This window comes from Paenibacillus nasutitermitis, assembly GCF_014641075.1.
Lineage (GTDB): Bacteria > Bacillota > Bacilli > Paenibacillales > Paenibacillaceae > Paenibacillus_Z > Paenibacillus_Z nasutitermitis.
In genome coordinates this window covers 62,206-87,154 of sequence record NZ_BMHP01000001.1, presented here as the reverse complement: position 1 = coordinate 87,154, position 24,949 = coordinate 62,206, and the positions used below count along the sequence as shown (strand labels likewise).

Below are 24,949 nucleotides of genomic sequence, written 5' to 3'. Positions count from 1 at the left end.
GACAGGGAAACTTCCATTAATTGTTAATAATTGGGAGTCAGGCTACACTTCGGAGCCTTTTGTATATTGGATAAACCAAGATCGATTTATTCTTATAGGCATAAATGATAAAATGAAAGAAATATATCAATTCGGGAGTTTTGGCTGATGAAATACGATGTGATCATAATTGGCGGCGGTTCCGCGGGACTCATGGCCAGCATAGCCGCAAGCAGGAATGGGGCGAAAGTGCTATTGCTCGACAAAGGGGAGAAGCTGGGGCGCAAGCTCGGCATATCCGGCGGCGGCAGATGCAACGTTACCAATAATAAAGAAACCGACGAGCTGATTAAACATATCCCGGGGAATGGACGGTTTCTTCATAGTTCCTTCGCTAACTTCAACAATAAGGATATTATCGCTTTCTTTGAGGATCTTGGAATCTCTTTGAAAGAAGAAGACAACGGGCGCATGTTCCCCGTCGGCGACAAGGCCAAAACGGTCGTCGACACGCTGATTAATCAAATTCGCAGGCAGGGTGTGGAAATCCGGCTCCATTCTCCAATCGACCGGATCATATATGAGGACGGCAGAGTGGCCGGTGTGCGTCTGAAATCGGGCCCGCTGGTGCACGGCAAAAGCATCATTGTCGCCTCGGGAGGCAAATCCGTGCCTCAGACGGGCTCGACTGGGGATGGATACGCCTGGGCGGAACAGGCCGGACATACGATTACCGAGTTGTTTCCTACAGAGGTGCCCCTTACTTCCAATGAACCCTTCATTCAGAGCAAAGAGCTGCAGGGGCTATCGCTGCGGAATGTCGCGCTTTCCGTATGGACTCCCAAAGGAAAGAAACTGATCGAGCATCAGGGCGATCTGCTGTTCACCCATTTCGGCATTTCCGGCCCTATTGCATTGCGCTGCAGTCAGTTTGTCGTGAAAGCATTGAAGCAGTTCGGTACCGGTAACATTGAAGCAGCCATCGATCTGCTGCCGGACAAAAGCAAGGAGGATGTGTACCGGGAGTCGCTGAAGCTTGCGGAGCTGGAGTCGAAAAAGTCGGTTAAAAACGTGCTCAAAGGTTATCTGCCTGAAAGGATGATCCCGCTGCTGCTCCAAAAAGCAGGATTGCCCGACAGCCTTACCTATGACAATATCCCCAAACAGGATTGGCTGAATCTGTCGGCGCTGATCAAGCATTTTCCGATGAGAGTTTATGGAACGTTGTCCATTGAGGAGGCGTTTGTCACAGGCGGCGGAATCAACTTAAAGGAAATCGATCCCAAAACAATGGAATCCAGGCTCATGAAGGGATTGTATTTTTGCGGCGAAATTCTTGATATTCACGGGTATACCGGAGGTTATAATATTACCGCGGCTTTCTCCACAGGCTATACGGCAGGACTGAATGCCGCTGCCCGAACATAAAAGGCCCAAGCAGGTTTTTCCTGTTCAGGCCTTTACGGATACCATCAGGCTTTCTTCAATGCCAGGAAGGAGCCGCCTCTTTTCGTCGCGAATAACGGCCATCAGGCAGATGCCCGAAGATGACCACTGCAGATTCTCAATGAGCATAAGCTCCTTTGTCAAATAACGTCTACCGCTGCTGTCTATAGAAGAAAGTCTGGTTCTTGAATAATTAAAAGTGTAACGCGTTAAAGCTTTAACGCCTTGCATAGCTACTGCATGAATTTCACATTTTGTACATATTTAGTAAATCGCAGAAACCCCTTATATACCAATGTTTTTTTGTTAGAAGAACTGCCTCGATTTGAAAAGTTCATAAGTATTATTGGCGTTTATTCATTCCCCTTAGAGGATTTGACAAGTGACGATTGTATTCGTTGCTATCGACCAATAAGGGGTTAGATGTAATTCGCTATTTTTGAAACATCTACTCGTTAGAAAGAGTCACTGCGTTTCATCAACATTATTTTATTGTTCGTAGTTTTGTGCATGGAATGCAAGTAATGACTCTAAAGTAGCCCCTTTAGGATACTCTTGTTCCCAAATAGCTTTTTCTGAGTAAGTTTCATACCACATATCTGCAATCACATTCGGATCACTTACTGTTCCCGTACCTGGTTCAGAAATGGCTAGAGCAATTGAACGGTGACCAACATAAATGCCTTTATCCTGTAATTCCGTGTGTAAGTTGGCAATATAGTTTCGTAACCCCGCCATACCTATGCCCATATTCCCCATCATTGTCATTGGTTGTAATGCTGAGAAGCCTGTTGTGAATAATAACGCGCCATCTTTACGCTCTAACATTTCTGGTAAAATTGCATTGACAATATTAATTGCACTTGCTGCAATACCTTCAAATGCGTCACGTGCATTTTCAATTGTTAGGTCTAACACTGACATTGGTGGATAGTTTCCAGCAGTAGGACTCAGTTCCATCACATCAATTTGCCCATATTTATTTTTGATTTCTGTAACTGCGCGCTCAATTTGTTCTTTTGAATAAATATCTGCTGTAAAGTAAGCAGATTCGATACCCATTGCCGTTAACTCATCGACCATTTCTTGTAGCTTCACTGCGTTACGCGCTACTAATGCGACACGGAAACCTTCCTTACCAAAGCGTTTTGCTATTGATAAACCTAAGCCTTTACCAGCGCCAAAAATTGCTAATGTTTTCATGTGTAATCCTCCATTTTTAATTGTTGCTTGCATGGAATGCAAGTAATGCTTCCGCAGTAACCCCTTTTGGATATTCTTGCTCCCATACGTCTTTTGTTGAATAAGCGTTATACCACATATCTGCAATGATTTCTGGATCACTTACTTTACCGTCGCCTGGCTCTGTAATGAATAATGCTAATGAACGGTGGCCAACCCAAATGCCTTTGTCTTGTAATTCTGTATTTAAGTTGGCTACATAGTTACGTAAACCAGCGATACCCACACCAATGTTGCCCATCATCGCCATTGGGTGTAATGCTGAGAAGCCTGTTGTGAATAATAATGCACCGTCTTTACGCTCTAACATTTCTGGTAACAATGAGTTAACGATATTTATTGAAGCTGCTGCGTAACCTTCGAAAGAATCACGAGCATTTTCAATTGTTAAGTTCAATACTGAAGTTGGTGGGAAGTTACCTGGTACTGGGCTTACTTCTAATACGTCGATTTGACCAAACTTTTCTTTAATCGCTAATGTGGCTGCTTCGATTTGCTCTTTTGAATAAACATCTGCTGTGAAGTAAGCAGATTCGATACCCATTGCTGTTAATTCATCGACCATTTCTTGTAGCTTCACTGCGTTACGAGCTACTAATGCTACACGGAACCCATCCTTACCAAAGCATTTTGCAAGTGATAAACCTAAGCCTTTACCGGCACCAAAAATTGCTAATGTTTTCATTCTTCATTCTCCTTTATTCGTATGTTTTGACTTAATTAATCATAATACGTATAATTAATGTGTTCCATGGTCAATAATTAACGCGATGATAAATAATAGTCACTATGAACATTATTGACTATTATCTTTGAGGGAGTTATAAAATATGAAAAAAGGGAAAACGGATCTTCGAGTGTTGAAAACAAGAAAAGCCATTAAAGATGCATTTCTCACTTTAATTCGAACAAAAGGCTATGATCGTATTACGATTCAAGATATTTCTGATGAAGCGATGATAAACCGAAACACATTTTATCTACACTATATTGATAAAATTGATTTGATGGAAAGCTTATGTAAAGACAGCCTTGATCAGTTAAACGTTTGCATTAATATAGAAATTATAGATATCGATGAAATGAGTGAAGAGCTGTTTACATCTATCTTAACGGAGACCTTCAAAGTTATTGAAGCTGACATCGAATTTTATAAAGCAATGCTGAGTGAAAACGGTTATCCTAATTTCGCCAACCACTTAAAAGAATCATTAAAAGGTCTGATGCTTGCTGGACTTGAAAAATACACTTCCGAATACAAGATGGATGTTGCGTTAGAATATATGATTTCTGGTTTAGTTGGTGCCATATGTATGTGGATTACACATTCCAAAGAGTTGCAAATTACAGAAATTGTTGATCAACTGAGTGTTATTCACTTTCATAATGTATTAAACTTATTGCAAAAAAACGGGATTGCTTGAAGCCATTCCAGCTCATATGTCTCATCCCTTTGAGATTTCTCTATCAGTTGGATCTCCTTAAGTTCGTTTTTAGCTCTATTTTTTGCGATCTTCATTTTCTTTGCTTCAAGGAGTAGACCCAACTGCTCAAATCGTTTTTCAATCTCGTCCGCCCAATTATAAAAGGCGGCTATTTCGTCTTTAAATTCCGGACGCGGAACTTTTGCCCCACATCCGACATAAGCCATTTTAGTCGGGCATACAGAGTCAATGGTACATATACCTCCCACTACCTTTGACATGGTTCCTACCTTTTCACGGTAATCTTCATAAAGCTCTTAAAGCTCTTCCGTTCCCCTAAGAATACCCTTTTGGATATCGACATAATCCAATTAAAAAGAAGCAGCTTAAAAAATGAGCTGCTTCCTTTTTTATACTTTATACAAATTGAAAAACTCTAATATCCCTCCTCTCTGCCCCGAATCTATCACTCTGTTGCTAGCAGCTCACAATCCGGCTGGATCAGTATCTTTATGCTTCTTACAATTTCTATTAGCACCGGCGGAAATACAAAACGGCATCGATACTTCACTAAAGTTTTTTTGGAGATCCCATATTTATGTGCAGCCGCTATAAGGCCAAGCTAACCACATTTGAATTTTTCGATTAAAGCGAGTTACTCATCCGCGGAATACTGATTTTAGACACTAAACTCATTCTAGAAAAGTTGAATCGTACTATTAATGAAAAGATTGCTCCAGTCGAAAATGGAGAAGCGTTAGAAATCGCTCTTCAAGTCGCTAAGAACGAAGGTTTGTTCCTCGACATTTCTTCCGGAGCATCCATTTTCGCCGCCATGAGGGCCGACTAATGCGTAATTGATAATCTATATCAATTACAGCTAACCATAAATGTTCTTGTCGTCGGGTTTTGACAAGAACATATATCGTTAAAACAAAAAAAGCCGCAGTTACGCGGCTAATAATGCGTGTATGTTCTTGTCGTCTTACAGGCTTCTTTCTTTTTTTAAAAATAATTAACCCCCAGTTGTAGCGGATCGTTGAATTCGCTCCACAGTCGACCTCTCTTTTTTGGATGCTTGCGTCACTCTATGTGTAAAAAGTTCTCGATCAATAAAGAAGGACACAGGATTCGACTAAATTCCGTTATTTTGCAGTTTGCCCCGGTACGATTTTAGATTGCCGAGGTACCACCGTCGACAGACAACTCCACCCCATTCACATAGCTCGAGTCGTCCGAAGCAAGAAACAAGGCCACTGTTGCAATCTCCTCTGGTCGGCCAATCTCGCCACGCGGAATCAAGGATTCAAACTGCCTTTTCGTCTCCGCGTCGAACAACTGCTCCTGGATTGGTGTCTGGATCTGCCCCGGACTCAGCACGTTCACCCGGATTTTTCTGTCCTTCAGCTCGTTGAGCCACGTACGTGCGAATGAATGCAGTGCAGCCTTGCTCGCTGAATATACGCTGTAATCAGACCAGCCCTTAATCGAAGCGATTGACCCGGTCATGAGGATTGATCCGCCATCGTTGAACAGCGGCAACGCCTTTTGTACCGTGAAAAGTGTGCCCCGTGCGTTCAGACCGAAGGTCGTATCGAACTGCTTTTCCGTAATCTCGCCAAGCTTGGCGGGTTCCGCCGTTCCGGCACTTGCGAACAGCACGTCGATCTTGCCTTTTTCCCGCTTGACTGTATCGAACAAACGATCCAGATCGTCCAGGTCAGATGCATCGCCCCGCACGCCGGTCACGTTCCGGCCAATCTGCTCGACGGCCTGGTCCAGTGCTTCTTGTCTGCGGCCCGTAATGTAAACATAGGCGCCTTCTTCAACAAACAGTTTGGCGCTGGCGAACGCCATGCCGCTTGATCCACCCGTTATTACTGCAACTTTTCCATCAAGTTTTCCCATGATTACTCTCCTTTTTAGAATTCATGTATTTTTTGTGTTGAATTATTATTGACTATCAAGTCAAGAAAATGATAAAAAAAATAATCAGAAAGCAATGAATGAAAATTCCCCGATTTGCTTTCGAATGACACCTAAGTTTAGCACCTCCTTTATCAACTCTATTATTGACTACAAGGTCAAGAATTGCCTAAAAAAAATGAAACAGAACCAACTCAGCTACTGCCTATGTCGATCGTTCTAACGAGCAAAAGAAACTTATTCGGTTACTAATCCGAAAGGCGATATTGCCGCTTATAATGGAAAAGATTTCCATGAGAAATCGCCATCGCGGCGGCTTATTTTATCGCTTTTCGCCTGCTAATTGGGGGCAACCTTTGCACTGATCAACTGACTCTAGCGAGCGTTCTCCGCTTTGATCAGTGCAAATGATGTATGCAATATAGCATTGATCTGCTCATTGGAGGCGCCAGCCTTCTCCATAAAACGCATCCCGCTAAGCGCGTTATTTAGGTAAGCGGCGAGTTCTTTACTGCTCTGACACTTCGTAACCAGACCTTGCTCCTGGCCTTCACGAATGATCTTCTCAAGAATACTTTCGATCTGATCGAACATCAACGATACTTCGCGGCAGACTTCCTGGTCATCGTTCCCGAATTCCAGTGCGGAATTGACCATAAAGCAGCCACGGCACGTTTCTTTATTCTGATACTGCGAGTAATCAAAGATGGTCTCCAGTTTCTCCAAAGGTGACATCTCCCGGGAGGCCATCTCTTCCAGAATTGATATGCGTTCTTCGCGATAAAGTACCAATGCTTTCAGGAACAAATCCCGCTTGTTCTTGAACACGCAATATAAACTTTGTTTTTTCACTTTTGTCGTGCGGGTCAAATCCTCAAAAGTAGTTGATTTGAAGCCTTTCGTCCAGAATACCTCCAAGGACTGATGAAGCGCACGATCGACATTGAATTCTCTTGGTCTGCTCATGGTGCGATATTATCAGTTTTTTACCATGTAGTCAACAATTGCTTTTTTCGTGTAGCATGAACAGCTTGAAATTTGTCGCACTTGCCTTTTGGCGATCCTGGCCTTTACAGGCAAATGGAATTAACCCAATCTGCTGCCCTCCGTTTGGTCGCCTGAAATGGTGGACCTTTGTCTTTCAGCAGCCGGACATCGCGAAATCGATCGGGCTCGCCTGCCTGGATCCAACCGTTCATGATAACGTCTCCATTTTCGATTTCAAGTTCTCTCTTATTTAAAGCATATCTAATTCTGAAGCTTCAGCGTATAGGAGGGTGGATGACCAACGATTTTTTTGTACATGTGGTTGAAGTACGTCTGATCGCAATAACCAAGCGTCTCGGCAATTTCTCCGATCGTCATGTTGGTCGTCATAAGCAGATCACGTGCCGCGGCAATGCGCACTTCATGCATGTAAGTTATCGGAGATCGGTTCGTGACCTGCTTGAATACAGTGGACACATAGGTAGGCGAACGGTCCACATAATTCGCCAGATCGCTAATTTGCAGTTGTTCGCAATAATGCCGAATGATGTATTCCTGCATCTGCAGGACAAGGCTCCTTCGCGAGGATGGGCGGCTGCCGGCGAACAAATCTCGCTGCACGATACCCATCATCTCCATCAAGATGCCGCGAGTTATCAAATCATAACCTTGCATTTTGCCGACCCAGCATTCGTGCAGCATGGAGAAACGCTGCTTGAGATAGTCATAACTATGGGGTCGAAACCATTTGTACGGTTCATTAAGAAAGGGGGCAAGCTCTTCCCAAGGTACGTCACTGAAGTATGCGGCATACATGACATGCGGATCACCTGGAATCGCCGTGGAAGTACGAAGCGTTCCTTTCGGCATAAACAGTCCTTCGCCTTGGCCGATTTGAAGCGTCTTCCCCTCAATTTCGTAGATCACCGCTCCTTTTGTAACGAGGAACAAAATATGCTGATTGGTAGGGCCAAGCGGCACCTCCCATCCTCCATAAGCTGCTTGGTGAAGCAAGACAAAATCGATGCGCATCCCTTATCCCCCCATTGATCAGATTTAAAATCAAAGAATCACTCAAAAAATCGTATGATTATCAATCGTATTGCAGATCCGATTCTATTACAATCATAAATGTCTGTAAAACCTGACAAATTGACAAACAGAAGTTGACATGATCACATTGTCCCCTTGTATTACCCTTCGTATAATGTAAAAAACAATAGCGGAGGCGACGCATCTACCTTAGAAAACAGGTAACGGTATCATTGATCAAATGTATGTACCAGAAAACGTTTTTATTTGAGAGCCAAGCACCAATTTTATGGAGGTTTACACCATATGACAACCATGCAACAAGACAACAACATGACGGATCTACTCATTATCGGCGGCGGTCCGGCAGGAATGTTCGCCGCTTTCTATGGCGGGATGCGCCAAGCCACTGTGAAACTAATCGAAAGTATGCCTCAGCTTGGCGGTCAACTGGCTGCGCTGTATCCGGAGAAATATATCTATGATGTAGCCGGTTTTCCCAAGGTAACAGCGCAGGATCTGGTGAACAACCTTGCCCTGCAAATGAAGTTGTTTGATACGGATATTCGTCTGGAAGAAAAGGTGCAATCGGTGGAGAAGGTCGACGAACGCCACTTTGTCGTTACAACGGATAAAGATGTACATCGCGCCAAAGCAATTATTATTACCGCTGGCGTAGGCGCCTTCGAGCCCCGCCGATTGGAAGTGGATAACGCCGACAAATTCGAACATAGCAACCTTCATTATTTCGTCAGCGACCTCGCCCGTTTCCAAGGGAAACGGGTGCTTATTAGCGGGGGCGGCGATTCCGCGGTAGATTGGGCCCTGATGCTGGAGCCGATTGCCGAGCAAGTCATCCTCGTTCATCGCCGAGACAAACTCCGCGCCCATGAGCACAGCGTCGAGAGGCTCCTCGCTTCTAAAGTAAACATGATTACACCAACAGAAATATCCGGGCTTCAAGGTGAAGATCGTATCACGAAGGTAAACCTGACTTCTATTAAGACAAATGAAACGCAGGAACTCGAAGTCGATGAAGTTATCGTGAACTTCGGGTTTATCTCATCACTTGGTCCAATCTCTCAATGGGGCATAGCGATTGAGAACAATTCCATCGTTGTCGACTCCCGGATGGAGACCAGTGTTCCCGGCATTTTTGCAGCAGGAGATATTACCACATATGCAGGCAAAGTGAAGCTAATTGCCGTCGGATTTGGCGAAGCGCCTACAGCCATAAACAACGCAAAGGTTTACTTCGATCCGGATGCGCGTCTGTCTCCCGGGCACAGCAGCAATATGAAGCTTTAATTTCAATAAATCAAAGAATCACTCAAAAAATCGTATGATTACCAATCGCACTATTGACGGGCTGCCTCTACAATTAAAAGTGACAACTGCCACTAATGATCAAAAGGAGAGGAAGCGGATATGCTTACAAACTCGAAGGTTATTGACGTCGATGTACACAATCAATTGAAAAGCTTCAGAGACTTGCTGCCTTATTTAGCAGAACCATGGAAAACGTTAATTGCCAGCAATGGCATCGGAATACCGGACCGCGGTTATCCGTCCCCTGTCGGAGTGCTCCGCAAAGATTGCAGACCGCCGGGAGGAGGACCGGCCGCATCGGATCCGAATTTCCTGGTCCAGGATCTGATCGAGCCCTACAACATCGAATTCGCCATTCTGACCGGGCATCTCGACGGCGTTTCCGTCATGCATGACCCGGATCATGCAGCGGCAGTCGCATCCGCATACAATGACTATCTCGTTGCCGAATGGTTACCCAAGCATTCTTCCTTCCGTGGCTGCATGGTGATCGCAACGCAGGATCCCGTTCTGGCCGTTCGGGAGATCGACCGTATGGCCGAACATCCGGAAATCGTAAGCATTATAATCGGGAGCGCGCAGCGCGCATTGCTTGGCCAGCGTCAGTTCCATCCCATTTATGAAGCGGCGGAACGGCACGGACTCCCGATCGCGATCCACCCCGGCGGCGAAGGCTCCGGAATTACTTCACCGCCGACGGCGTCCGGATATCCGACACGCTATATGGAATACCATACGATTCTGTCACAGAACTACATGGCGCATCTGACAAGCCTTGTATGCGAAGGCGTATTCGAGAAGTTCCCGAATCTGAAGTTCGTATGCCTGGAAGGCGGCATTGCCTGGCTGCCGCATCTCATGTGGCGATTGGACAAAAATTATAAAGGCCTGCGTTCCTCTGTGCCGTGGCTGAAACGTATGCCAAGCGAATATATCCGCAGCAACTGTATGTTCTCGACGCAACCGATCGAGGAACCGAACAATCCGAAGGATCTGCTTGCCATCTTCGATATGGTCGATGCCGAGAACATCCTGATGTTCTCCAGCGACTACCCGCACTGGGACAATGACGACCCGACCGAAATATTAAGACGGCTCAACCCCGAAGCGCGGCAAAAGATTTTTTACGAAAACGCAAAAAAACTATACCGGTTGTAACACCGCGGAACGAAGAACGGAGGAAACGCCATGGCTGTACACTACGTAGCGGAAACAAACGAGATCCCGGATGGAGAAAGCAAAATTATCGAACTGGAAGGCCGATCGATCGGCCTTTATCGGATTGGGAACGAATATTATGCGCTCCATAACCGATGCCCGCATGAAGGCGCCGCGCTCTGCAAAGGTCCAATCTGCGGAACCACACTTCCCTCCGGCGTATACGACTATCAGTTCGGCCGTAAGGGAGAGATTGTCCGCTGTCCGTGGCACGGTTGGGAGTTCGAGATCAAGACGGGGATGTCGATCTTTAGCGACAAAGTCCGGACTCGCAGCTACAAGGTTCAGGTAGACGACGGAAAAATCGGGATTATCCTGTAAATGTACTTGAACTTGTAGATATTGGCCTACATGGGTCGGCGACCAAGCGGCTCACAGAGTTATCGCTTGGTCGCCGGCTTTGTTTGCTGGATACGTCCTACCTTCCGGCAGCCATGCGTCCTACCATATCGCCCAGTAGAAATGCATTCACAATCGCCAGCTCTTCTTGGCGCGGATCGAACGGATAACCTTCGAGCCATGGGCCGGCTAAATATAGTCCATCGGCAGCCTCCGCATTGCGGAGCATGCTTGCTGGAACGTCTACAATACCATCAACGTCAGGAGAGATAATAGATCCGGCGATTATGCCTGTACCTGAAGCGCTATCCGAAGAAGCTCGAGCCGGAGACAGCCATGCGTCCGGAACGCTCCAGCCATCATCAGCGAGATAAGCCAGCACCCCGCTTCGCAGCTCCGGAATACGCACATGCAAGACCGGCAGCAAACCATCCAGAAGCAGCAGCCAATCCTCTCTCTCCATCATCCGATGTACGACTAGCGTAACGCGCCATTCGTTCTTCCAGAAGGTAGGACGGCATGACACCTGGATCTTGCCCTCTCCAGGCAAGTCAATCGACAACTCCTGCGGACATGGTCCGCTTATCCCGTTATAAATAAGATGGATCAAGGACAATTCATGGTTAGGCTTAACGGAAGCAAATTTTGTCCTGGCTATCTTGCCATGCCTGGATGCATCGATCACACGAGAAGCGGATATACTGGCTCGACCGGATTTACTGGCTGCTTCCAGCCCGGTCACTCTCCTTCTATCCGTTAACAAGCGTGACGGCCAGACATGGAAGTACACATCAACCGGATACGATGCCAGCCATTCATCCAACGCAAGCGCGGCAACCGTTGGATCGAGTTGGCCCTCGAACCACCCCTTGCGACTTTTAAGCTCATTCATGAATTCATAGATCGAAGGCGACTGCTCCACATATTCCGTGAGCCTCGCGAAGTTGTTGTAAGCACGCGTTATTTCTCGCCCGAGCGTACCGGTCGGTTCGATCAGCGCGACTCGCAAGCCTTCTGAGGCTATTGTTCTTGCGGCAGACGCTCCGGTTATCCCGCCGCCGATGACGATCGCATCGTATGTGGTTCCATTCATGATCGTGTTACTCCTTTCGCTTCCGCAAGTCGAGCCGATAGTCGGTCTGCCGCATTCCTCACATAGGCTCGTCGATCGTTGCGATGCCTGTCCAGAATAAGTCTACCTAAGCCTTCCATTAATTCAAGCAAATAACCCGCGGTTAGCTCGAGCCCCCATCTCATCGAACGTGTATCCTCGTTTACGTCAATCATGGGTCCCGAGCCATGCAGGAAGAAGTCCTCTCCCAGTTCTCTGTCGGATAACAACGTATGGATGGCATGGATGACGCCGGCATGCATCTCGGTCTCAAGCTGATCGTATACGGCGATCAAGTAATGAAGCAGGAATAGCAGCGTCGCGCTTCTACGTTCCGTATGTAACAGCTCCACAACTTCTTTGACAACGGATGCATCCCGCATGTTTTTCAGCAAAATCAGTGCGGAAACCCAGCTTTCCTCCGTACGAGTCAAATCATTCGGACGGTCGCGATCTCTGCTGCGGAACGTCTCCGCTAGTACCGGGGCGCTTGCGGAATGCTTGAGCAGCCCAAGGGCAAACGCAACACCTCGCCGCTGTTTGCCAGACGTATGCTTCAGCGCTTCCACCAGCGATGGAACGGAGATCTCGCCATACGTCCAAAGCCACCACAAAGCTACCGGATCTTCTCCGGTGCCCAATCGCTGAATCAGATCGTCCAAATCCGACGATTGCGGTCCTTCCTGCAACACCCGCTGGCGGTCTGCGCCGGTTTCTCTCTTGAAAATGAGCCAGGGAGCGCTGGCGCGCGACAGGTCATCCTCACTCAATACGCCTCGCTCCACCATACGCTGCTGAAGCCGCTTGACCTCAATCGCCCTTGGCGCCACTCCGGACTTGACGCTCAAAGCCGCTGCAGTACCTGCGACCTCTCCGACTTTATGCAGATCGCGCTGCATACGCATCATCATCGCGTTATCGTGATCCTGCGACAAGGCCCGGCTGCCAATAAGCAAGCCGTCTATTCCAACAGGGACGAAGCTCCCGTAAGGCACGTCGCCCCCAAAGCCGAACCTCCACATCCCAAGCATGGCGACCCAGATTTGCGACCATTCGCTCTCATTGGCATAGTCGAATGCGTGATTCTCATGATGGGCATAACAACGCATCACCACATCATCGAATCTTCTGTCGAGCAGCATATCATGCTGATTCAATGAATGCTCCCCCACAATAAGCCTGCCTTCCCGTATGCCCAGCTGAGGACCAATTGCAGTGTAATGGGTGTTCAACGGATCTTCGTCGCCGCGCCATGCGTATCGCCGACCTGCTCGATAAGCGCGCGAAACATCGGCGACATCGGTAGCGTCCACCCAACCGACATCGAAATTTTTGCTCCGCAATTGATTGTTGCCGTCTACTAAGCGCGGGACGAGCGAATAATGATGAAGCGCACCATCCCACTCCCGGCCGAGCGTATAAGCGGCGCCGGCCAAATACGCGATATCGCCGTCGCCCGTCGCGTCAATGGTCACTTTCGCTGCAATTTGCAGCGATTCCTTGTCGCTCTCGACGATAGCGCCGATTACCGCGTTTCCGTCCTTCAATACTTCGGCAACGACCGCATCATAGATGACGCGTACGCCTAACCCAACCATTCGCTTTGTAATCGCCAGACCTTTGGATTCCGGGAGAAACCCCTTGGACGCGCTGCCCATCCAGGTATTGTAGGGCAGAACCTCCTGATCCAGCTCATCTTGTATGCCGCCCTTCGAACCGAGGTAATACGTATGAATTCCCCCGCGAATACCTACGCCGCCCAATCCGCTGTCCCTCTCCACTAGCACGACGGACACGCCTTCTTCCGCAGCCGCGATCGCCGCCGTTATGCCGGCCGTTCCGCCGCCGACAACCAGCACATCAGCTTGCAGCCGTTCCATTCGGGCGCGATCGTCCGAATGATTGTGCAGCAATGGATTCATGGTTTCTCCTCGCTTTCAACTAATATTACGGCAACAAGACTCCCGCGCCGTTGCGACGCGAGAATCTTGCCAGTTCCAAATTCGACATATCTTATCGATGTTCGAATATGACGTTTATTCCTTGTAATATTTCAAATACTCTTCCGTAAATTCCTTGATGATCTGTTCGCCGCCGTTTTTCTTCCAACTCTCGATAGCCGATTTCCATCCCGCTTCGTCCAGCTCCCCGATGATAAACTTCGTACGAGCGTCGCTGATGATTTTGCCAATCTCCGAGCCCTTCTCGATATTCGTGTCCGATATCAGCGATTGCGCCGGGTTCGGCACCGCGATGGCCAGGTTGTCGATTTGCGCCTGCTTGGCCTTCAAGAAATTGTCCGGCATGTTGCCTTCCCGAGCCTTGTTGCCTTCGTCATAACGGATCATATCCAGGTCGCTGAAATCCGCGGTGAACTTTGAAGCATCGGTACGTTCGGGCTTGCCGTCTTTTAATTGATAATGAACGCCTTCGATTCCCCATACGAACAAATCCTGCATCTGCGGATCGGCCATCTTATCCATAAAGCCCAGCACCTGCTTTAATCTCTCTTCCGTCTTCACGCTTGTCTTGGGGAATACGAATAGCGTAGGCAATGTACCCATCGTTGCGACCCGCGCTCCGCCCGGCCCTTCGACACGTCCGATGACATCGAGCACTGCATCCGGGTTGGACTTGGCAAGATCCCCGAATCGCACCGTAAGATCATCCAATGGCCCCAGATACATGCCCGCTTTGCCTTTGTTCAATAAATCAAAACCGTTTGTAAATACCGGGAAATCTTGGTTAATAATATTCTCATCATAAAACTCCTTATATAGCTTCATCGTCTGAAGGTAGGCGTCGGAATAATGATCCGGCACCATTTGGCCTTCTTTAAACTCCCAGCGATTTGCACCGCCATACCAGGAATTAAACAAGCTGAAGCCAGCCACGCCGCTCGTTACTCCGAATCCGAACGTATCATTCCTGCCGTTGCCGTCGGGATCCTGCGTTGTGAACGCGCGTGCTACTTTGATGACCTCCTCTACGGTTTTCGGTTCCTCGAGCCCAAGTTTATCCAGCCAGTCTTTACGATAAATAATACCATCGCGGGCTTGCGGGAAATACTTTCGGATACCATACATTTTGCCATCAATCAAGGTGTTCGCTTCCAGATCGGACAACATCGCATTTAAATTCGGGTAATCCTTCAAATAAGGACCGATTTCCCAGAACATCCCGCTGCGTACGGCGTTGACGAAAGCCGAGTTACTGTTCGATCCTGTACGAGCCATCACGACTTCCGGCAAATCCTGCCCCGCTATCGATGCGTTCAGCTTGTCGGTATAAGCCGAACCGGGAACCCACATCACTTCCAGATCCGCATTCGTAAATTCCTTAATGATCTTCATCGCATCCGAATCTTGTTTCGGCGGTTCTGCATTAAAGTATGGCGTCATTAACTTCAGTTTCAAAGGCGTCGGAGCCGAGGTTGCTTCCCCTCCCTTATCCCCTGACGTTGAACTGGATCCCGTGTTTGATCCTCCGTTGGAACAGGCTGAACTTAAGAGTACCAATGCTGTAAGAATAAGTCCCCCGACCTTCATTTTCGATTGCTTTCCCCATTGTCTTGTCATCTGCCATCCTCCTTGTTTTGATTATATGAGAACATCCTATGGATCGAATGCTGTCATAGCATGCTAACCTTTCACAGAACCAAGCAATGCACCTTTTGCGAAATGTTTCTGCAGGAAAGGATATACCAGCAGAATGGGCACAGTGGCCACGACGATCGTCGCCATCTTAACGGTTTCTCCCGGCGGCACAAAACTTTCGCTCATCGAAGAGGAATCGCCGACCTGGCCTCCCGATGCCAAAATAACGATTTGGCGAAGCAATACTTGAATGGGCCATTTTTCTGCATCGTTAATATAAAGGATTGCTTGAAAGAACGAGTTCCAATGCCCCACAGCGTAGAATAGAGCGAAGGTGGCAACCGCAGGCAAGGACAGCGGTAATACGATTCGAATCAAAGTAACAAAATCGTTGCACCCGTCGATCTTGGCTGATTCCTCCAATCCATCCGGAAGTTGCTGGAAGAAATTTTTCAGAATAATCAGATTAAAGGCACTAATCGCTCCAGGGATGAGCAGCGACCAGTAAGTGCCTAGCATACCGAATGACTTCACAATCAGATAGGTCGGTATCATGCCTCCGCTGAACAACATTGTGAATATAACCATTAACATAATTTGACGACGCCATTTCAGACTTGGGCGCGCCAAGGGGTAAGCCATAAATATAGTAAAAACAAGATTGATTGCCGTTCCCGCTACAGTAATAAAGACCGTCACCCACAAACTGCGCATCAACGTTTGAGTCGAAAAGATATAGGCATACGCTTCCAGAGAAAACTTAGTAGGAAATAAGACGAAGCCTTTCTGCAGCAATTCTTCCGATGATGTAAAGGATGCGCTAACAATATACAGGAATGGAATAAGTGTAAGCGCAGCGAACAGAAATAGTCCGCTATAGATCATCGTGTCCAGAAGTCTACTGGACCATGAACGATCAACCATGATGAATCAACTCCTCGCTGAATGAACTAATACACGCCCTCTTCTCCAAATCTTCTCGCCAGATGATTCGCCGTGACCACTAATATCAAGCCAATGGCCGATTTGAACAATCCGATAGCCGTACTATAGCTGAACTGTCCGCTAAGGATGCCGACGCTGTACACATAAGTGTCAAACACTTCGCCAACCTCGCGATTCGTGGCGTTCAACATCAAATAAATCTGTTCGAACCCGGTGTCCAGAAAATTGCCGAGTCGTAAAATAAACAGAATGATGATGACCGAGCGAAGCGCAGGAAACGTAATATGCCATAGCTGTCTAAACCGGTTAGCACCGTCCATTCGCGCTGCCTCATACAATTGAGGATCGACTCCTGAGAGCGCAGCCAGGAAGATAATCGTGCCCCATCCGGTTTCCTTCCAAATAACCTCAGAAGTTACGACCGTCCGAAACCATTGTTCGCTGGCGAGTATATTGATTTTCTCCATTCCCATCGATTCCAGCAGTTCATTGACCGCCCCTCCTTCGGTCGTAAACAGTACGTAGGCGACACCGACAATGGCAACCCAGGAGAAGAAGTGCGGGAAGTAAATGATTGTCTGCACGAATCGCTTGTACCATTGACGCCCAATCTCATTCAGCATTAACGCTATAAGGATCGGCATCGGGAAAAAAAAGATGAGATTGTACACGGCAAGAATAATGGTGTTTTTGAACAGCATCGTAAAGGTAGGCTCATTAAAAAACCGAATAAAGTGCTTAAGTCCGACCCACTCACTCCCGTTAAAGCCAAGGAAGGGTTGATAGTTTTTGAAGGCGATCAACACTCCCCACATGGGCAAGTACTTAAATAATAGGAAATAAATCACTCCCGGCAAGAGCATGAAGTACAAATATCGATCCCGTATTAACAGCTTGCTCGTGTTGCCTTTAAGTTTGTGTTCCATCTTGCTAGGTTCTCCTTTCTTTCGCAGCTTCTGGAATGCGCTTACAAGTTCCAATCTAGAACATGAACCCATAACCGTCTATAATCATCGAGGAACCAGCCACTGACGGAACGCAAAATAATCATTAGGGCACAATAATCATAAAAGCTGCTCTTGTCCCAAATAACAGGGCCGGAGCAGCAATTTATCAGAGTTGAATCTATGAAGATAACATATGTCAGTTCGTCTTGGAGGGATTGACCGATTCAGCGGCTTTGCGGAACTGTCCCGGCGTTATGCCTTCCATTTTGCGGAATTGACGGATGAAATTTTGCGAATTCCGGTAACGGAGCTTGTCGGCAATTTCCGCAATCGTCATCTCACTCTCCGCGAGCCAGAGCTTGGCTTTCTTCATTCGGTACGTTAGCAGATAATCACTAAAGCTCGTGCCTGTTCCTTTGCTGAATACCCTTTTGATGTAGTTTGGATGATAATTCAGCGCATCTGCGCATACATCCAGCGTCAGGTCCGTATCGTAATGCTTGTGAATCATGTCAACCATGTCACTGGAGATTTGCCTGTAGTGCGCATTTCTCTGTCCCTCTATGCGTTGAATCAATGGCATAATTACAGACACCAGCAGCCACTGCTTTAACTCCTCCATGGAATACAGTTCATACAACCGAGCAAACGAAACGTTACCATCGCTGCCGTCATCGCGCATCATCTCCAGCGGCTCTCCCACTCCTTCGGCAAGCCGTACGATATCCATCAGCAATCGTACAAACAACATTTGATATTCGCGGGGATTAAGATCTTGCTGCCGTACTTCCTCTATAAATCGGTCCAGTAAGCGGCTGGCTTCCACCGGGTCGGAAGTCCGGATTGCATCACCAAGCTCGCTTGCCGATGCAACGGGGTACAGCGGATGAGAAGCAGCCCCAGGTGCGACGTCTTCGATGCTTACGATTAATTCCCGTCCGAGCCGAATCCGAAATTTCAATGCCTCCGTTGCTTCTTCATAAGCTTGCGATGTAAGGACCATCCTTTGGTACGGCCTGCTGATCCCAATGCTTACCGGGAGCTGCAGCACTTGCTTAACCGTATCCTGAATATTTCTCGCTTCATCATATACATGGCGAAGGAAAACCGGGGCATTCTCTTCAACGGAACATATCGCTGTCGCCTGAATGGCTCCGTAAGGGACAGCGAACATCCGATTGTCTGGAGAGATCATTTCTTCGATGATATTGTTTACGGCATAGATGAGCAGATCGAGGTCTTGACCGCGATATCGCGTCTCATCGAGTGAATCCAGCTGAACGACAATGAGACAGAACAGTTGCTCATGATCGGGAACCAGTTGATACTGCTGGGCCCGCTCGACCGCCTCCGTCTCGCTGACGGCCCCTTGCAGCAGCTTGAAAATAAAAAGATGCTTTAACTGGCCGACCTGATGTTTAATCTTGCCGTCCATCTCCGAATTGGACATGATCAAGCTATCGATTCTGTCGGCAATGCGTTGAAACTCGATCGCGTTGGATTTCGGGCGCGGGCCCTCTCCCAATGCGGACCTGTACAGCTTGCGGACGGGGGAATAAATCCGATTGGATCCCAGTATGGCAATCACTGACATGATCGCGAATAAGCCGAGACAGATGGCAAGCGTAAGCCAACCGATGCTGCGAGCGTCCTTGACAACCTCTTCCGGCGAAACCAGGTACAGATAGGTCCATCCGTTATAATCGGACTTCCTGTACAACACATCGATTTTGTTGTCATCCCTGTCCTTTCCCGGGAAATAACCATCCATGTTTTGTTGATGCTTTAATTCAACTATATACGGCAACTCCGCCAAGCTGGTACCGATTCGCTCCGACTCCCGGTCCGCCAATACGACACCCCGTTCATCTACGATCATCATCCTCCCCAGCATATCGGCGGGAAGCAGATCAAAGTTATTGATGTAATAATTCGGGGTTTGAATAATGAGCAATCCAGTAGGAGCGGTCGAGACAAGCGGAAATTTCTTAACCAGGCTGACATAATTATTCTGTTCGGACTCTTCGTAAACCCAGAAAGAATTCCCTTCGACTTTCAAATAAGACTCGTATTTGTTGTGGCTGTCTCCTTGTCCGATCTCGTGCAGGCCGTCGCCGTCAATAACCCAGTTGTTAGTGAAATTAACCAGTTCGACATTCGTCACATTGAGACCATAGGTCTTCATTCCGAATTGGCTGCTCATCATGTTCCGCACTCTCTCGAAGTCGCGAATGCCCAGGCTTTGCGTCATCGCCCCTTTGACGAGCACCGTACTCAAATACTGCATCGCAAGATTGTCCAGCGCCATTAACTCCTGCTCAATACGAAGATGTGCCTGCTCCAGGGCATGTTTATTGGCCGCATGGACTTTGTCCAATACGACCGAAGAGGCCTTATAATAGGAGAAAAAACCGAGCAGGATGACAGGCAGCGTCCCCAGTATGAGACTATACAATACAATCATTCGGAAATAACGAGAAAATAGTAACGGCAAGTCGATCCCCCCCTCAAAGGAAATAAGATTTCGACAAAGGGACGGGATCTCCTGCCAGGCGGATAAAACAAAGCGCACCGGGTTAGGTATGTGGTCGGATTCTGACAAATTGACAAAGAATCTGACAGCCTCACATTGTTCGTCCATGCCGCATCTTCGTATAATGTAAGCAATCAAACGAAGGAGGCGAAACATCATGTCGGCTGACAGACGTGCCATTATCGATGTCGATATTCATCACAATACGCCAAATGTGCAGGCTATCTTTCCTTACCTGTCGCAGGTGTATCGCGATCAGATCAATGAATGGGGGCTATTGTTACCGAGTTATCCGTTCATGAATGGAGGCAAAGGGGGGAGGCGCGTTGATGCCGAGCCGCCCGAGGGAGGGGCTGCAGGCTCTTCTCTCGAGTACTTGATGAGGCATCACATGGAGCCCTTTAACGTGGACTACGGAATTCTGACGGGCGAATTCTATTCAGCGGGCACAATCGCCGATGTGCAATATGCGGCCGCTCTATGCTCCGCCTACAACGACTATACGAGGGATCATTGGCTGGACCGGGACGACCGTCTGAGAGGTTCAATCAATATTCCGAAGCAGCATGCACAATTGTCTGCGCAAGAAATCAGGAGAGTGGGAGGTGACAAACGGTTCGTGCAGGTGCTCGTGCCGGGCGGCGCAGAGAAACCTTACGGCAATACATTCTACGACCCTATCTTCGAGGCTTGCGTCGAACACGATCTCGTCTTCACGATTCATATCGGCAACGAAGGCCAGGGCGTCAACCCTCCGCCTACCGGCGCCGGCTATGTAACCTACTATATCGAATCACGAGCCAGCCGCACGCAGACCATGATGGCCCATATGGCGAGCCTGATCTTCAATGGCGTGTTCGAGAAATTCCCGACATTGAAGGTCGTGATGCAGGAAGCCGGCGTCATGTGGATCGCACCTTATCTATGGAAGCTGGATCAGGATTGGAAGGGACTTCGTTATCAGACGCCCTGGGTTACGAAACCACCGAGCGAATATTTCCGTTCCAACATGTACTTATCTTCGCAGCCCATCGAGCTGACGCCTGATCCTTCGATGTTCAAGCCCATGCTCGACGCGATCTGGGCTGATGAGAGACTGCTGTTCGCCAGCGATTATCCGCACTGGGACTTCGATTCGCCGCGTCTGGCGTTTCCTAAGCTGGATCCGGATTATCGTCAGCGAATCTTCTATGACAACGCAGCGGAACTGTATAAGCTGCCACCTCGTATTACTCAGTCTTAGTCGGATCCGGGGATTGACCCGATGCATTGGAGGATACTGCCGTCCGCCATTGGCCAGGAGGCATGCCGTAATATTTGCTAAAGGCATGCGTGAAGGAGTACGAATCCAGATATCCCAGCGTCAAAGCGACTTCTTCGATGGTCAGTACGCCGGCTCGCAGCAATTCGGTCGCCTTCTCCATTCGCAGCTTCTGCAAATATTTCACGGGAGAAAGGCCAGTTCGCTCAGCAAAAACCTTGGAGAAATACCCTCGGTGAACAGAGGCATAGTTGGCAACGTCCTGGACGGAAATTCTCTCCATATAATGCGTGTGCATGTAAGCGATACTACTGGACAGCCATACATCCTGACCAACAGGCTTGATGGACGGATTCGTACGAATCATCAGACTAAATAGTCGATAGAGCAAAGAGATCAATTCTACCTGTCTTCTGGCATCGTATGACGGGTGCGTCTGAATCTGCCGCAGCACATACTCCAGCTCCGCATTCATGACCTGTCGTCCATACGACGTCCCGGCCGTAAAGCCGCATTGCTGCATCAGCTCCCCGGCTTGCGGACCGTCGAAGGAGACCCAGGCCATCTGCAGGTTAGTTGCGTTCTTCGACCTCAGATAGCGGTAGACTATGCCTGGAAACATCGCAAAAACATCGCCTTTTTCAAGCACGATGTGCTGATTGGAATAGTGCAGCTCCACTTGGCCGTCCATGACGAAATGCAGATTGTAATAATCGATTACTCGAGGCCCAACCTGATAATGGGCCTCTCCCCAAGTTTGACCGGCTTTCAGCGGCCAGAGTCCGCCACTTCTGGCAAACGAATCCGGTTGGTAAAGTTGTTGTTTGACCGTTTCCATGAAAGAAGTATAGCATGTTCGACAACAATATTAAATCAAGAGATCAGGTGGAGAGCTATGAAACCTCATTATATTGGATTACAATCGGATTTTCCCGAGAACGAACGCAGGTTGATAGAAGTAAAAGGAAAAAGCGTAGGTGTTTTTCGACTGAAAGGCGAGCTGTATGCCGTTCTGAACTACTGCCCGCATCAGGGAGCTCCCTTGTGCCAGGGACTTGTCCGACCATGGGTCAACGCCCCCGCTGCAGGGGAATTCGGGTATGATCGGGAAGGCGAAATACTGCGCTGCCCTTGGCATCAGTGGGAATTCGACATCAAAACCGGTTGCATGGTCGTAGACGGCAAAGTTCGTACAAAGACATACAAGGTTACGGTAGAAACATTCGACGTGACAGAAGAAGACGGCAAGGTTTACGTGATAGCGTGATCGTTTATACAGGGAGCATAGGCTTATTGCCTCCGTTCTCGTTGCCCATATGTTTACCGCCTGGCTAACCCTATCGGGCTTCCCCATCAATGATGCAAGCGATCTGCCGCGCAGCCTGCAGTCCACAAGTCCTCGGTGGCTCCTGTCCGGAGATTATATTTACGCAGCCAGGTTTTCATTTCTTCCCCGCCATTCTCAAGCTTCGCCAGAATGTCGTTGTCACTCAGTACGGCGGCATCGGCCACATGCCGCATTCTCGCTCCCGGTGTCACACCCTGCCCCTAACGCAAGCAAAGCCGACAGCACCTTGACGGGGTGTCAGCTTCATTGTACAAAGGGGAGACCGCAGCTTGTCGCGTTTTGGAAAGCTTCTTTTTCCCCTCACTAATTCCGTTCATAACAGCCACCTTCAGATCCGCTCCGATCTTCATAACGTCCTTGCTTCATTTGACGTTTTCCATCTGAAAGTTGCGGCAAATCAGGCGCACTATTCCTTGCTTTTATGTTTACGTGTGCACATCACCGGAGAAATGATCATAGGTACCGCTGTCCGGATCTTCCAGGTTATTTTTCCGGTCATCATCATTTCGGTTATGCAGCCCTTCCGGTTCCGGCGTATTTGTGTTTGCCAGAGGAAGCACTTCTTCCTGTGCCCGCCGTTCCAGCTCTTCCTGAGCGACCCAATCCTCATTGACCATATGGGCAGGTATCGGAATCTCATGCACAGCCAGCTTTCCGCCATGCGCCTGAGCGATCTCGATTGCAGAGGTCAAATCCCCTCCGTCCAGCTGAATATGAACATTCGGCCTTCCATCCAGAATAACCGGCGCATAACCCAGCTCATCCAGTGTATCGGATGCCATCGCGGCGTCATTATCATCGGCAAATTCAAACAGCAAATCCATATAATTTCGCATCGTATCCCTTTCCCTTCACACGAGAATAGTAAATCAACTGTTCTCTAGTGTGTCCTTATAAGGGAAGCATCATGCACAGGCTTCTATTCTTGAACGGCACCGGTGTCCGTTATTTCTCTTCTTTGATTTTCAACATCATGAACGTGGAGAGAAATTTGTTAATCCCCATCCATACCGCCACAGCGGGGACGATCAGCAGCAGCCCCGCCAGCCCATACATTGCAATTCCCGCAGTCAGCCCCATGAGACCGGCTGCAGGTGCAACAATCCAGAATCGGATGCGCTCCGCGGACTGCGAAAGTACAGGGTCCGACCATTGAAACTGTGAAATAAAACCCTCTGCAAGCATATTGCGCCATTGTGATTGTATCCAATAGGAAAGCAGAATCGGGAATACGGCAATAATCAATAGCTTCAGTACCCATGGGGACAACATGACAGCCAACACCGAAAGCGCCGAAAAACTAAACCAGAACCGCAGCAGGGAGAACCGCCGGAGAAATGATTTCACAAAGGTCTCCACCAATATAGTCTCGGGGTCAAAGGTTTTAAATATCCGGTTCGAATTGCGGAAAATCATCGGCCGGTTCAATTGGATTCGTGGTTTGCGTTCAATAACTCTCCGCAGCAGCAGATCGGTAATCGCCAAACGGGCTTTATTCTCCTGCTGGACATCCGAATCGAACGTATCGCGTGCACGCAGCTTCAGCCGGATAAGGACAACGAGGACCAATAACCCCGCTCCTGCGGGAGCGAGAAGCTGCTGCCATTTTTCGCCCAACAGCACGACAGGCAGGATGTAGGTCGCTCCCAAAACGATCGCAGCCACCAGCTTCCATGCCCATTTTCGCCAGCCGCGGTAACGCCCTACAATAAGATTGCGCCAAATCGCTCCTATGACGGCCCATATAATAGTTATCAGACATAAACCCACGATAGATCCTATCGTTAAACCATGCATGGTCATTAGAAAAGGAAGCAGAAAAGCATAGATGAGGACGGTAAACAAGGTCAGTATTACCGCGGTGTAGCCCATTCCCCGCAAAATCAGGCCGCGGCCCCACTCTTTGCGCTGAAGCAGAAAAAGAACATCAGCCTCTTCAGAGAAGGTCCGTAAATTTCCGGACAATACAACAATCACAGCCAGCCTTTCTCCTACCCAAAGCGGCATATTCGCTAGCCATATCGACGGATCTCGCCACAGCTCCAAATACAGCCCGCCGCCAATCCATAAGCCGGGGATTACAATATAGAGCCAGACGGTCCAGTCTAATGCCGTTCTCAGAACGCGCCACTGCTCATCGATGAACCGTACGACCCTGCGGCGGAACAGCTTGCCTGCTGTCCAGCGTCCAGATCTGTCCTTTTTGACATTAGCCACTGATGCTGGTATAGAATCCAAATATAATCCTCCTCAAGCTTTCTCTCCCGTATCCTGCAAGCGGCATGT

The 24,949-nt window shown here is 48.3% G+C and carries 25 protein-coding genes; 7 read left to right on the top strand and 18 right to left on the bottom strand.

Annotated elements, in window-relative coordinates; translation table 11 throughout:
• Positions 1–147 precede the first annotated feature (147 nt).
• Positions 148–1,407, top strand: coding sequence for a BaiN/RdsA family NAD(P)/FAD-dependent oxidoreductase (locus IEY46_RS00400; RefSeq protein ID WP_188988065.1), 1,260 nt, complete (start codon positions 148–150; stop codon positions 1,405–1,407).
• 24 nt (positions 1,408–1,431) lie between these two features.
• On the opposite strand, the gene IEY46_RS36715 is transcribed toward IEY46_RS00400, so the two are convergent.
• From IEY46_RS36715 to IEY46_RS00390, 3 genes are all read right to left on the bottom strand, one after another.
• Positions 1,432–1,554, bottom strand: a complete 123-nt coding sequence (locus tag IEY46_RS36715; protein ID WP_268239476.1) for a hypothetical protein — start codon at positions 1,552–1,554, stop codon at positions 1,432–1,434.
• Between the two features lie 360 nt (positions 1,555–1,914).
• Positions 1,915–2,628: an SDR family NAD(P)-dependent oxidoreductase gene (locus tag IEY46_RS00395; protein WP_188991537.1), complete on the bottom strand. Its 714-nt coding sequence runs from the start codon at positions 2,626–2,628 to the stop codon at positions 1,915–1,917.
• Between the two features lie 16 nt (positions 2,629–2,644).
• Entirely contained in the window at positions 2,645–3,352 is a 708-nt protein-coding gene (locus IEY46_RS00390) for an SDR family NAD(P)-dependent oxidoreductase (protein ID WP_188988063.1), read from the bottom strand.
• 145 nt (positions 3,353–3,497) lie between these two features.
• Here IEY46_RS00390 and IEY46_RS00385 point away from each other — a divergent pair, with 145 nt between their 5' ends.
• Complete coding sequence (locus IEY46_RS00385) at positions 3,498–4,091, top strand: TetR/AcrR family transcriptional regulator (RefSeq protein ID WP_188988061.1); 594 nt, start codon at positions 3,498–3,500, stop codon at positions 4,089–4,091.
• On the opposite strand, the gene IEY46_RS00380 is transcribed toward IEY46_RS00385, so the two are convergent.
• The 5 genes from IEY46_RS00380 to IEY46_RS00360 form a co-directional block, all read right to left on the bottom strand.
• Positions 4,049–4,372, bottom strand: coding sequence for a hypothetical protein (locus IEY46_RS00380; protein WP_229749966.1), 324 nt, complete (start codon positions 4,370–4,372; stop codon positions 4,049–4,051). The genes IEY46_RS00385 and IEY46_RS00380 overlap by 43 nt on opposite strands.
• Positions 4,373–5,264: 892 nt before the next feature.
• Positions 5,265–5,999: an SDR family NAD(P)-dependent oxidoreductase gene (locus IEY46_RS00370; RefSeq protein ID WP_188988055.1), complete on the bottom strand. Its 735-nt coding sequence runs from the start codon at positions 5,997–5,999 to the stop codon at positions 5,265–5,267.
• Between the two features lie 393 nt (positions 6,000–6,392).
• Positions 6,393–6,983 carry a TetR/AcrR family transcriptional regulator gene (locus tag IEY46_RS00365; protein ID WP_188988054.1) on the bottom strand — a complete coding sequence of 197 codons (591 nt, stop codon included), beginning with the start codon at positions 6,981–6,983 and terminating at the stop codon, positions 6,393–6,395.
• A 104-nt stretch (positions 6,984–7,087) separates the two neighbouring features.
• Positions 7,088–7,216 carry a hypothetical protein gene (locus tag IEY46_RS36710; RefSeq protein WP_268239475.1) on the bottom strand — a complete coding sequence of 43 codons (129 nt, stop codon included), beginning with the start codon at positions 7,214–7,216 and terminating at the stop codon, positions 7,088–7,090.
• Between the two features lie 49 nt (positions 7,217–7,265).
• The gene (locus IEY46_RS00360; protein ID WP_188988052.1) at positions 7,266–8,036 is read right to left on the bottom strand and encodes an AraC family transcriptional regulator; all 771 of its coding nucleotides are present in this window, start codon (positions 8,034–8,036) and stop codon (positions 7,266–7,268) included.
• 306 nt (positions 8,037–8,342) lie between these two features.
• Between IEY46_RS00360 and IEY46_RS00355 the strand changes: the two genes are divergently transcribed.
• The 3 genes from IEY46_RS00355 to IEY46_RS00345 all read left to right on the top strand — a co-directional run bounded on the left by IEY46_RS00355 (position 8,343) and on the right by IEY46_RS00345 (position 10,904).
• Positions 8,343–9,344 carry an NAD(P)/FAD-dependent oxidoreductase gene (locus tag IEY46_RS00355; RefSeq protein ID WP_188988050.1) on the top strand — a complete coding sequence of 334 codons (1,002 nt, stop codon included), beginning with the start codon at positions 8,343–8,345 and terminating at the stop codon, positions 9,342–9,344.
• Between the two features lie 120 nt (positions 9,345–9,464).
• The gene (locus IEY46_RS00350) at positions 9,465–10,523 is read left to right on the top strand and encodes an amidohydrolase family protein (protein WP_188988048.1); all 1,059 of its coding nucleotides are present in this window, start codon (positions 9,465–9,467) and stop codon (positions 10,521–10,523) included.
• Between the two features lie 30 nt (positions 10,524–10,553).
• Positions 10,554–10,904: a Rieske (2Fe-2S) protein gene (locus IEY46_RS00345; protein ID WP_188988045.1), complete on the top strand. Its 351-nt coding sequence runs from the start codon at positions 10,554–10,556 to the stop codon at positions 10,902–10,904.
• 97 nt (positions 10,905–11,001) lie between these two features.
• Here the strand turns inward: IEY46_RS00345 and IEY46_RS00340 are convergent, their stop codons facing one another.
• The 6 genes from IEY46_RS00340 to IEY46_RS00315 all read right to left on the bottom strand — a co-directional run bounded on the left by IEY46_RS00340 (position 11,002) and on the right by IEY46_RS00315 (position 20,015).
• Complete coding sequence (locus IEY46_RS00340; RefSeq protein WP_188988043.1) at positions 11,002–12,015, bottom strand: FAD-dependent oxidoreductase; 1,014 nt, start codon at positions 12,013–12,015, stop codon at positions 11,002–11,004.
• Positions 12,012–13,955: an FAD-dependent oxidoreductase gene (locus tag IEY46_RS00335; protein WP_188988041.1), complete on the bottom strand. Its 1,944-nt coding sequence runs from the start codon at positions 13,953–13,955 to the stop codon at positions 12,012–12,014. The genes IEY46_RS00340 and IEY46_RS00335 overlap by 4 nt, the downstream gene beginning before the upstream one ends.
• Positions 13,956–14,069: 114 nt before the next feature.
• A complete protein-coding gene (locus tag IEY46_RS00330) occupies positions 14,070–15,611 on the bottom strand; it encodes an extracellular solute-binding protein (RefSeq protein WP_188988039.1) in 1,542 nt (513 codons plus the stop codon).
• Between the two features lie 63 nt (positions 15,612–15,674).
• Positions 15,675–16,556, bottom strand: a complete 882-nt coding sequence (locus IEY46_RS00325; protein WP_188991535.1) for a carbohydrate ABC transporter permease — start codon at positions 16,554–16,556, stop codon at positions 15,675–15,677.
• Between the two features lie 23 nt (positions 16,557–16,579).
• Positions 16,580–17,500: an ABC transporter permease gene (locus tag IEY46_RS00320; protein ID WP_229749965.1), complete on the bottom strand. Its 921-nt coding sequence runs from the start codon at positions 17,498–17,500 to the stop codon at positions 16,580–16,582.
• Positions 17,501–17,717: 217 nt separating this feature from the next.
• Positions 17,718–20,015: a helix-turn-helix domain-containing protein gene (locus tag IEY46_RS00315; RefSeq protein ID WP_188988036.1), complete on the bottom strand. Its 2,298-nt coding sequence runs from the start codon at positions 20,013–20,015 to the stop codon at positions 17,718–17,720.
• A gap of 196 nt (positions 20,016–20,211) precedes the next feature.
• On the opposite strand from IEY46_RS00315, the gene IEY46_RS00310 reads away from it, so the two are divergent.
• Positions 20,212–21,297: an amidohydrolase family protein gene (locus IEY46_RS00310; protein WP_188988034.1), complete on the top strand. Its 1,086-nt coding sequence runs from the start codon at positions 20,212–20,214 to the stop codon at positions 21,295–21,297.
• Here the strand turns inward: IEY46_RS00310 and IEY46_RS00305 are convergent.
• A complete protein-coding gene (locus IEY46_RS00305; RefSeq protein WP_188988032.1) occupies positions 21,284–22,153 on the bottom strand; it encodes a helix-turn-helix domain-containing protein in 870 nt (289 codons plus the stop codon). The two genes, IEY46_RS00310 and IEY46_RS00305, sit on opposite strands and share 14 nt — an antisense overlap.
• Before the next feature lie 57 nt (positions 22,154–22,210).
• On the opposite strand from IEY46_RS00305, the gene IEY46_RS00300 reads away from it, so the two are divergent.
• Complete coding sequence (locus IEY46_RS00300) at positions 22,211–22,582, top strand: Rieske (2Fe-2S) protein (protein WP_188988030.1); 372 nt, start codon at positions 22,211–22,213, stop codon at positions 22,580–22,582.
• Between the two features lie 86 nt (positions 22,583–22,668).
• On the opposite strand, the gene IEY46_RS00295 is transcribed toward IEY46_RS00300, so the two are convergent.
• The 3 genes from IEY46_RS00295 to IEY46_RS00285 form a co-directional block, all read right to left on the bottom strand.
• Positions 22,669–22,854, bottom strand: a complete 186-nt coding sequence (locus tag IEY46_RS00295; RefSeq protein WP_188988028.1) for a hypothetical protein — start codon at positions 22,852–22,854, stop codon at positions 22,669–22,671.
• Between the two features lie 234 nt (positions 22,855–23,088).
• Positions 23,089–23,499 carry a hypothetical protein gene (locus tag IEY46_RS00290; protein ID WP_229749964.1) on the bottom strand — a complete coding sequence of 137 codons (411 nt, stop codon included), beginning with the start codon at positions 23,497–23,499 and terminating at the stop codon, positions 23,089–23,091.
• A gap of 109 nt (positions 23,500–23,608) precedes the next feature.
• Positions 23,609–24,901, bottom strand: a complete 1,293-nt coding sequence (locus IEY46_RS00285) for an ABC transporter permease (protein ID WP_188988026.1) — start codon at positions 24,899–24,901, stop codon at positions 23,609–23,611.
• Positions 24,902–24,949: the final 48 nt, after the last annotated feature.

What these genes read in the sequence shown, in the direction of transcription:
- IEY46_RS00400 (WP_188988065.1), top strand. Translation starts at nt 148, where the DNA reads ATGAAATACGATGTGATCATAATTGGCGGCGGTTCCGCGGGACTCATG.
- IEY46_RS36715 (WP_268239476.1), bottom strand. Translation starts at nt 1,554, where the DNA reads ATGCTCATTGAGAATCTGCAGTGGTCATCTTCGGGCATCTGCCTGATG.
- IEY46_RS00395 (WP_188991537.1), bottom strand. Translation starts at nt 2,628, where the DNA reads ATGAAAACATTAGCAATTTTTGGCGCTGGTAAAGGCTTAGGTTTATCA.
- IEY46_RS00390 (WP_188988063.1), bottom strand. Translation starts at nt 3,352, where the DNA reads ATGAAAACATTAGCAATTTTTGGTGCCGGTAAAGGCTTAGGTTTATCA.
- IEY46_RS00385 (WP_188988061.1), top strand. Translation starts at nt 3,498, where the DNA reads ATGAAAAAAGGGAAAACGGATCTTCGAGTGTTGAAAACAAGAAAAGCC.
- IEY46_RS00380 (WP_229749966.1), bottom strand. Translation starts at nt 4,372, where the DNA reads ATGTCAAAGGTAGTGGGAGGTATATGTACCATTGACTCTGTATGCCCG.
- IEY46_RS00370 (WP_188988055.1), bottom strand. Translation starts at nt 5,999, where the DNA reads ATGGGAAAACTTGATGGAAAAGTTGCAGTAATAACGGGTGGATCAAGC.
- IEY46_RS00365 (WP_188988054.1), bottom strand. Translation starts at nt 6,983, where the DNA reads ATGAGCAGACCAAGAGAATTCAATGTCGATCGTGCGCTTCATCAGTCC.
- IEY46_RS36710 (WP_268239475.1), bottom strand. Translation starts at nt 7,216, where the DNA reads ATGAACGGTTGGATCCAGGCAGGCGAGCCCGATCGATTTCGCGATGTC.
- IEY46_RS00360 (WP_188988052.1), bottom strand. Translation starts at nt 8,036, where the DNA reads ATGCGCATCGATTTTGTCTTGCTTCACCAAGCAGCTTATGGAGGATGG.
- IEY46_RS00355 (WP_188988050.1), top strand. Translation starts at nt 8,343, where the DNA reads ATGACAACCATGCAACAAGACAACAACATGACGGATCTACTCATTATC.
- IEY46_RS00350 (WP_188988048.1), top strand. Translation starts at nt 9,465, where the DNA reads ATGCTTACAAACTCGAAGGTTATTGACGTCGATGTACACAATCAATTG.
- IEY46_RS00345 (WP_188988045.1), top strand. Translation starts at nt 10,554, where the DNA reads ATGGCTGTACACTACGTAGCGGAAACAAACGAGATCCCGGATGGAGAA.
- IEY46_RS00340 (WP_188988043.1), bottom strand. Translation starts at nt 12,015, where the DNA reads ATGAATGGAACCACATACGATGCGATCGTCATCGGCGGCGGGATAACC.
- IEY46_RS00335 (WP_188988041.1), bottom strand. Translation starts at nt 13,955, where the DNA reads ATGAATCCATTGCTGCACAATCATTCGGACGATCGCGCCCGAATGGAA.
- IEY46_RS00330 (WP_188988039.1), bottom strand. Translation starts at nt 15,611, where the DNA reads ATGACAAGACAATGGGGAAAGCAATCGAAAATGAAGGTCGGGGGACTT.
- IEY46_RS00320 (WP_229749965.1), bottom strand. Translation starts at nt 17,500, where the DNA reads ATGGAACACAAACTTAAAGGCAACACGAGCAAGCTGTTAATACGGGAT.
- IEY46_RS00310 (WP_188988034.1), top strand. Translation starts at nt 20,212, where the DNA reads ATGTCGGCTGACAGACGTGCCATTATCGATGTCGATATTCATCACAAT.
- IEY46_RS00305 (WP_188988032.1), bottom strand. Translation starts at nt 22,153, where the DNA reads ATGGAAACGGTCAAACAACAACTTTACCAACCGGATTCGTTTGCCAGA.
- IEY46_RS00300 (WP_188988030.1), top strand. Translation starts at nt 22,211, where the DNA reads ATGAAACCTCATTATATTGGATTACAATCGGATTTTCCCGAGAACGAA.
- IEY46_RS00290 (WP_229749964.1), bottom strand. Translation starts at nt 23,499, where the DNA reads ATGCGAAATTATATGGATTTGCTGTTTGAATTTGCCGATGATAATGAC.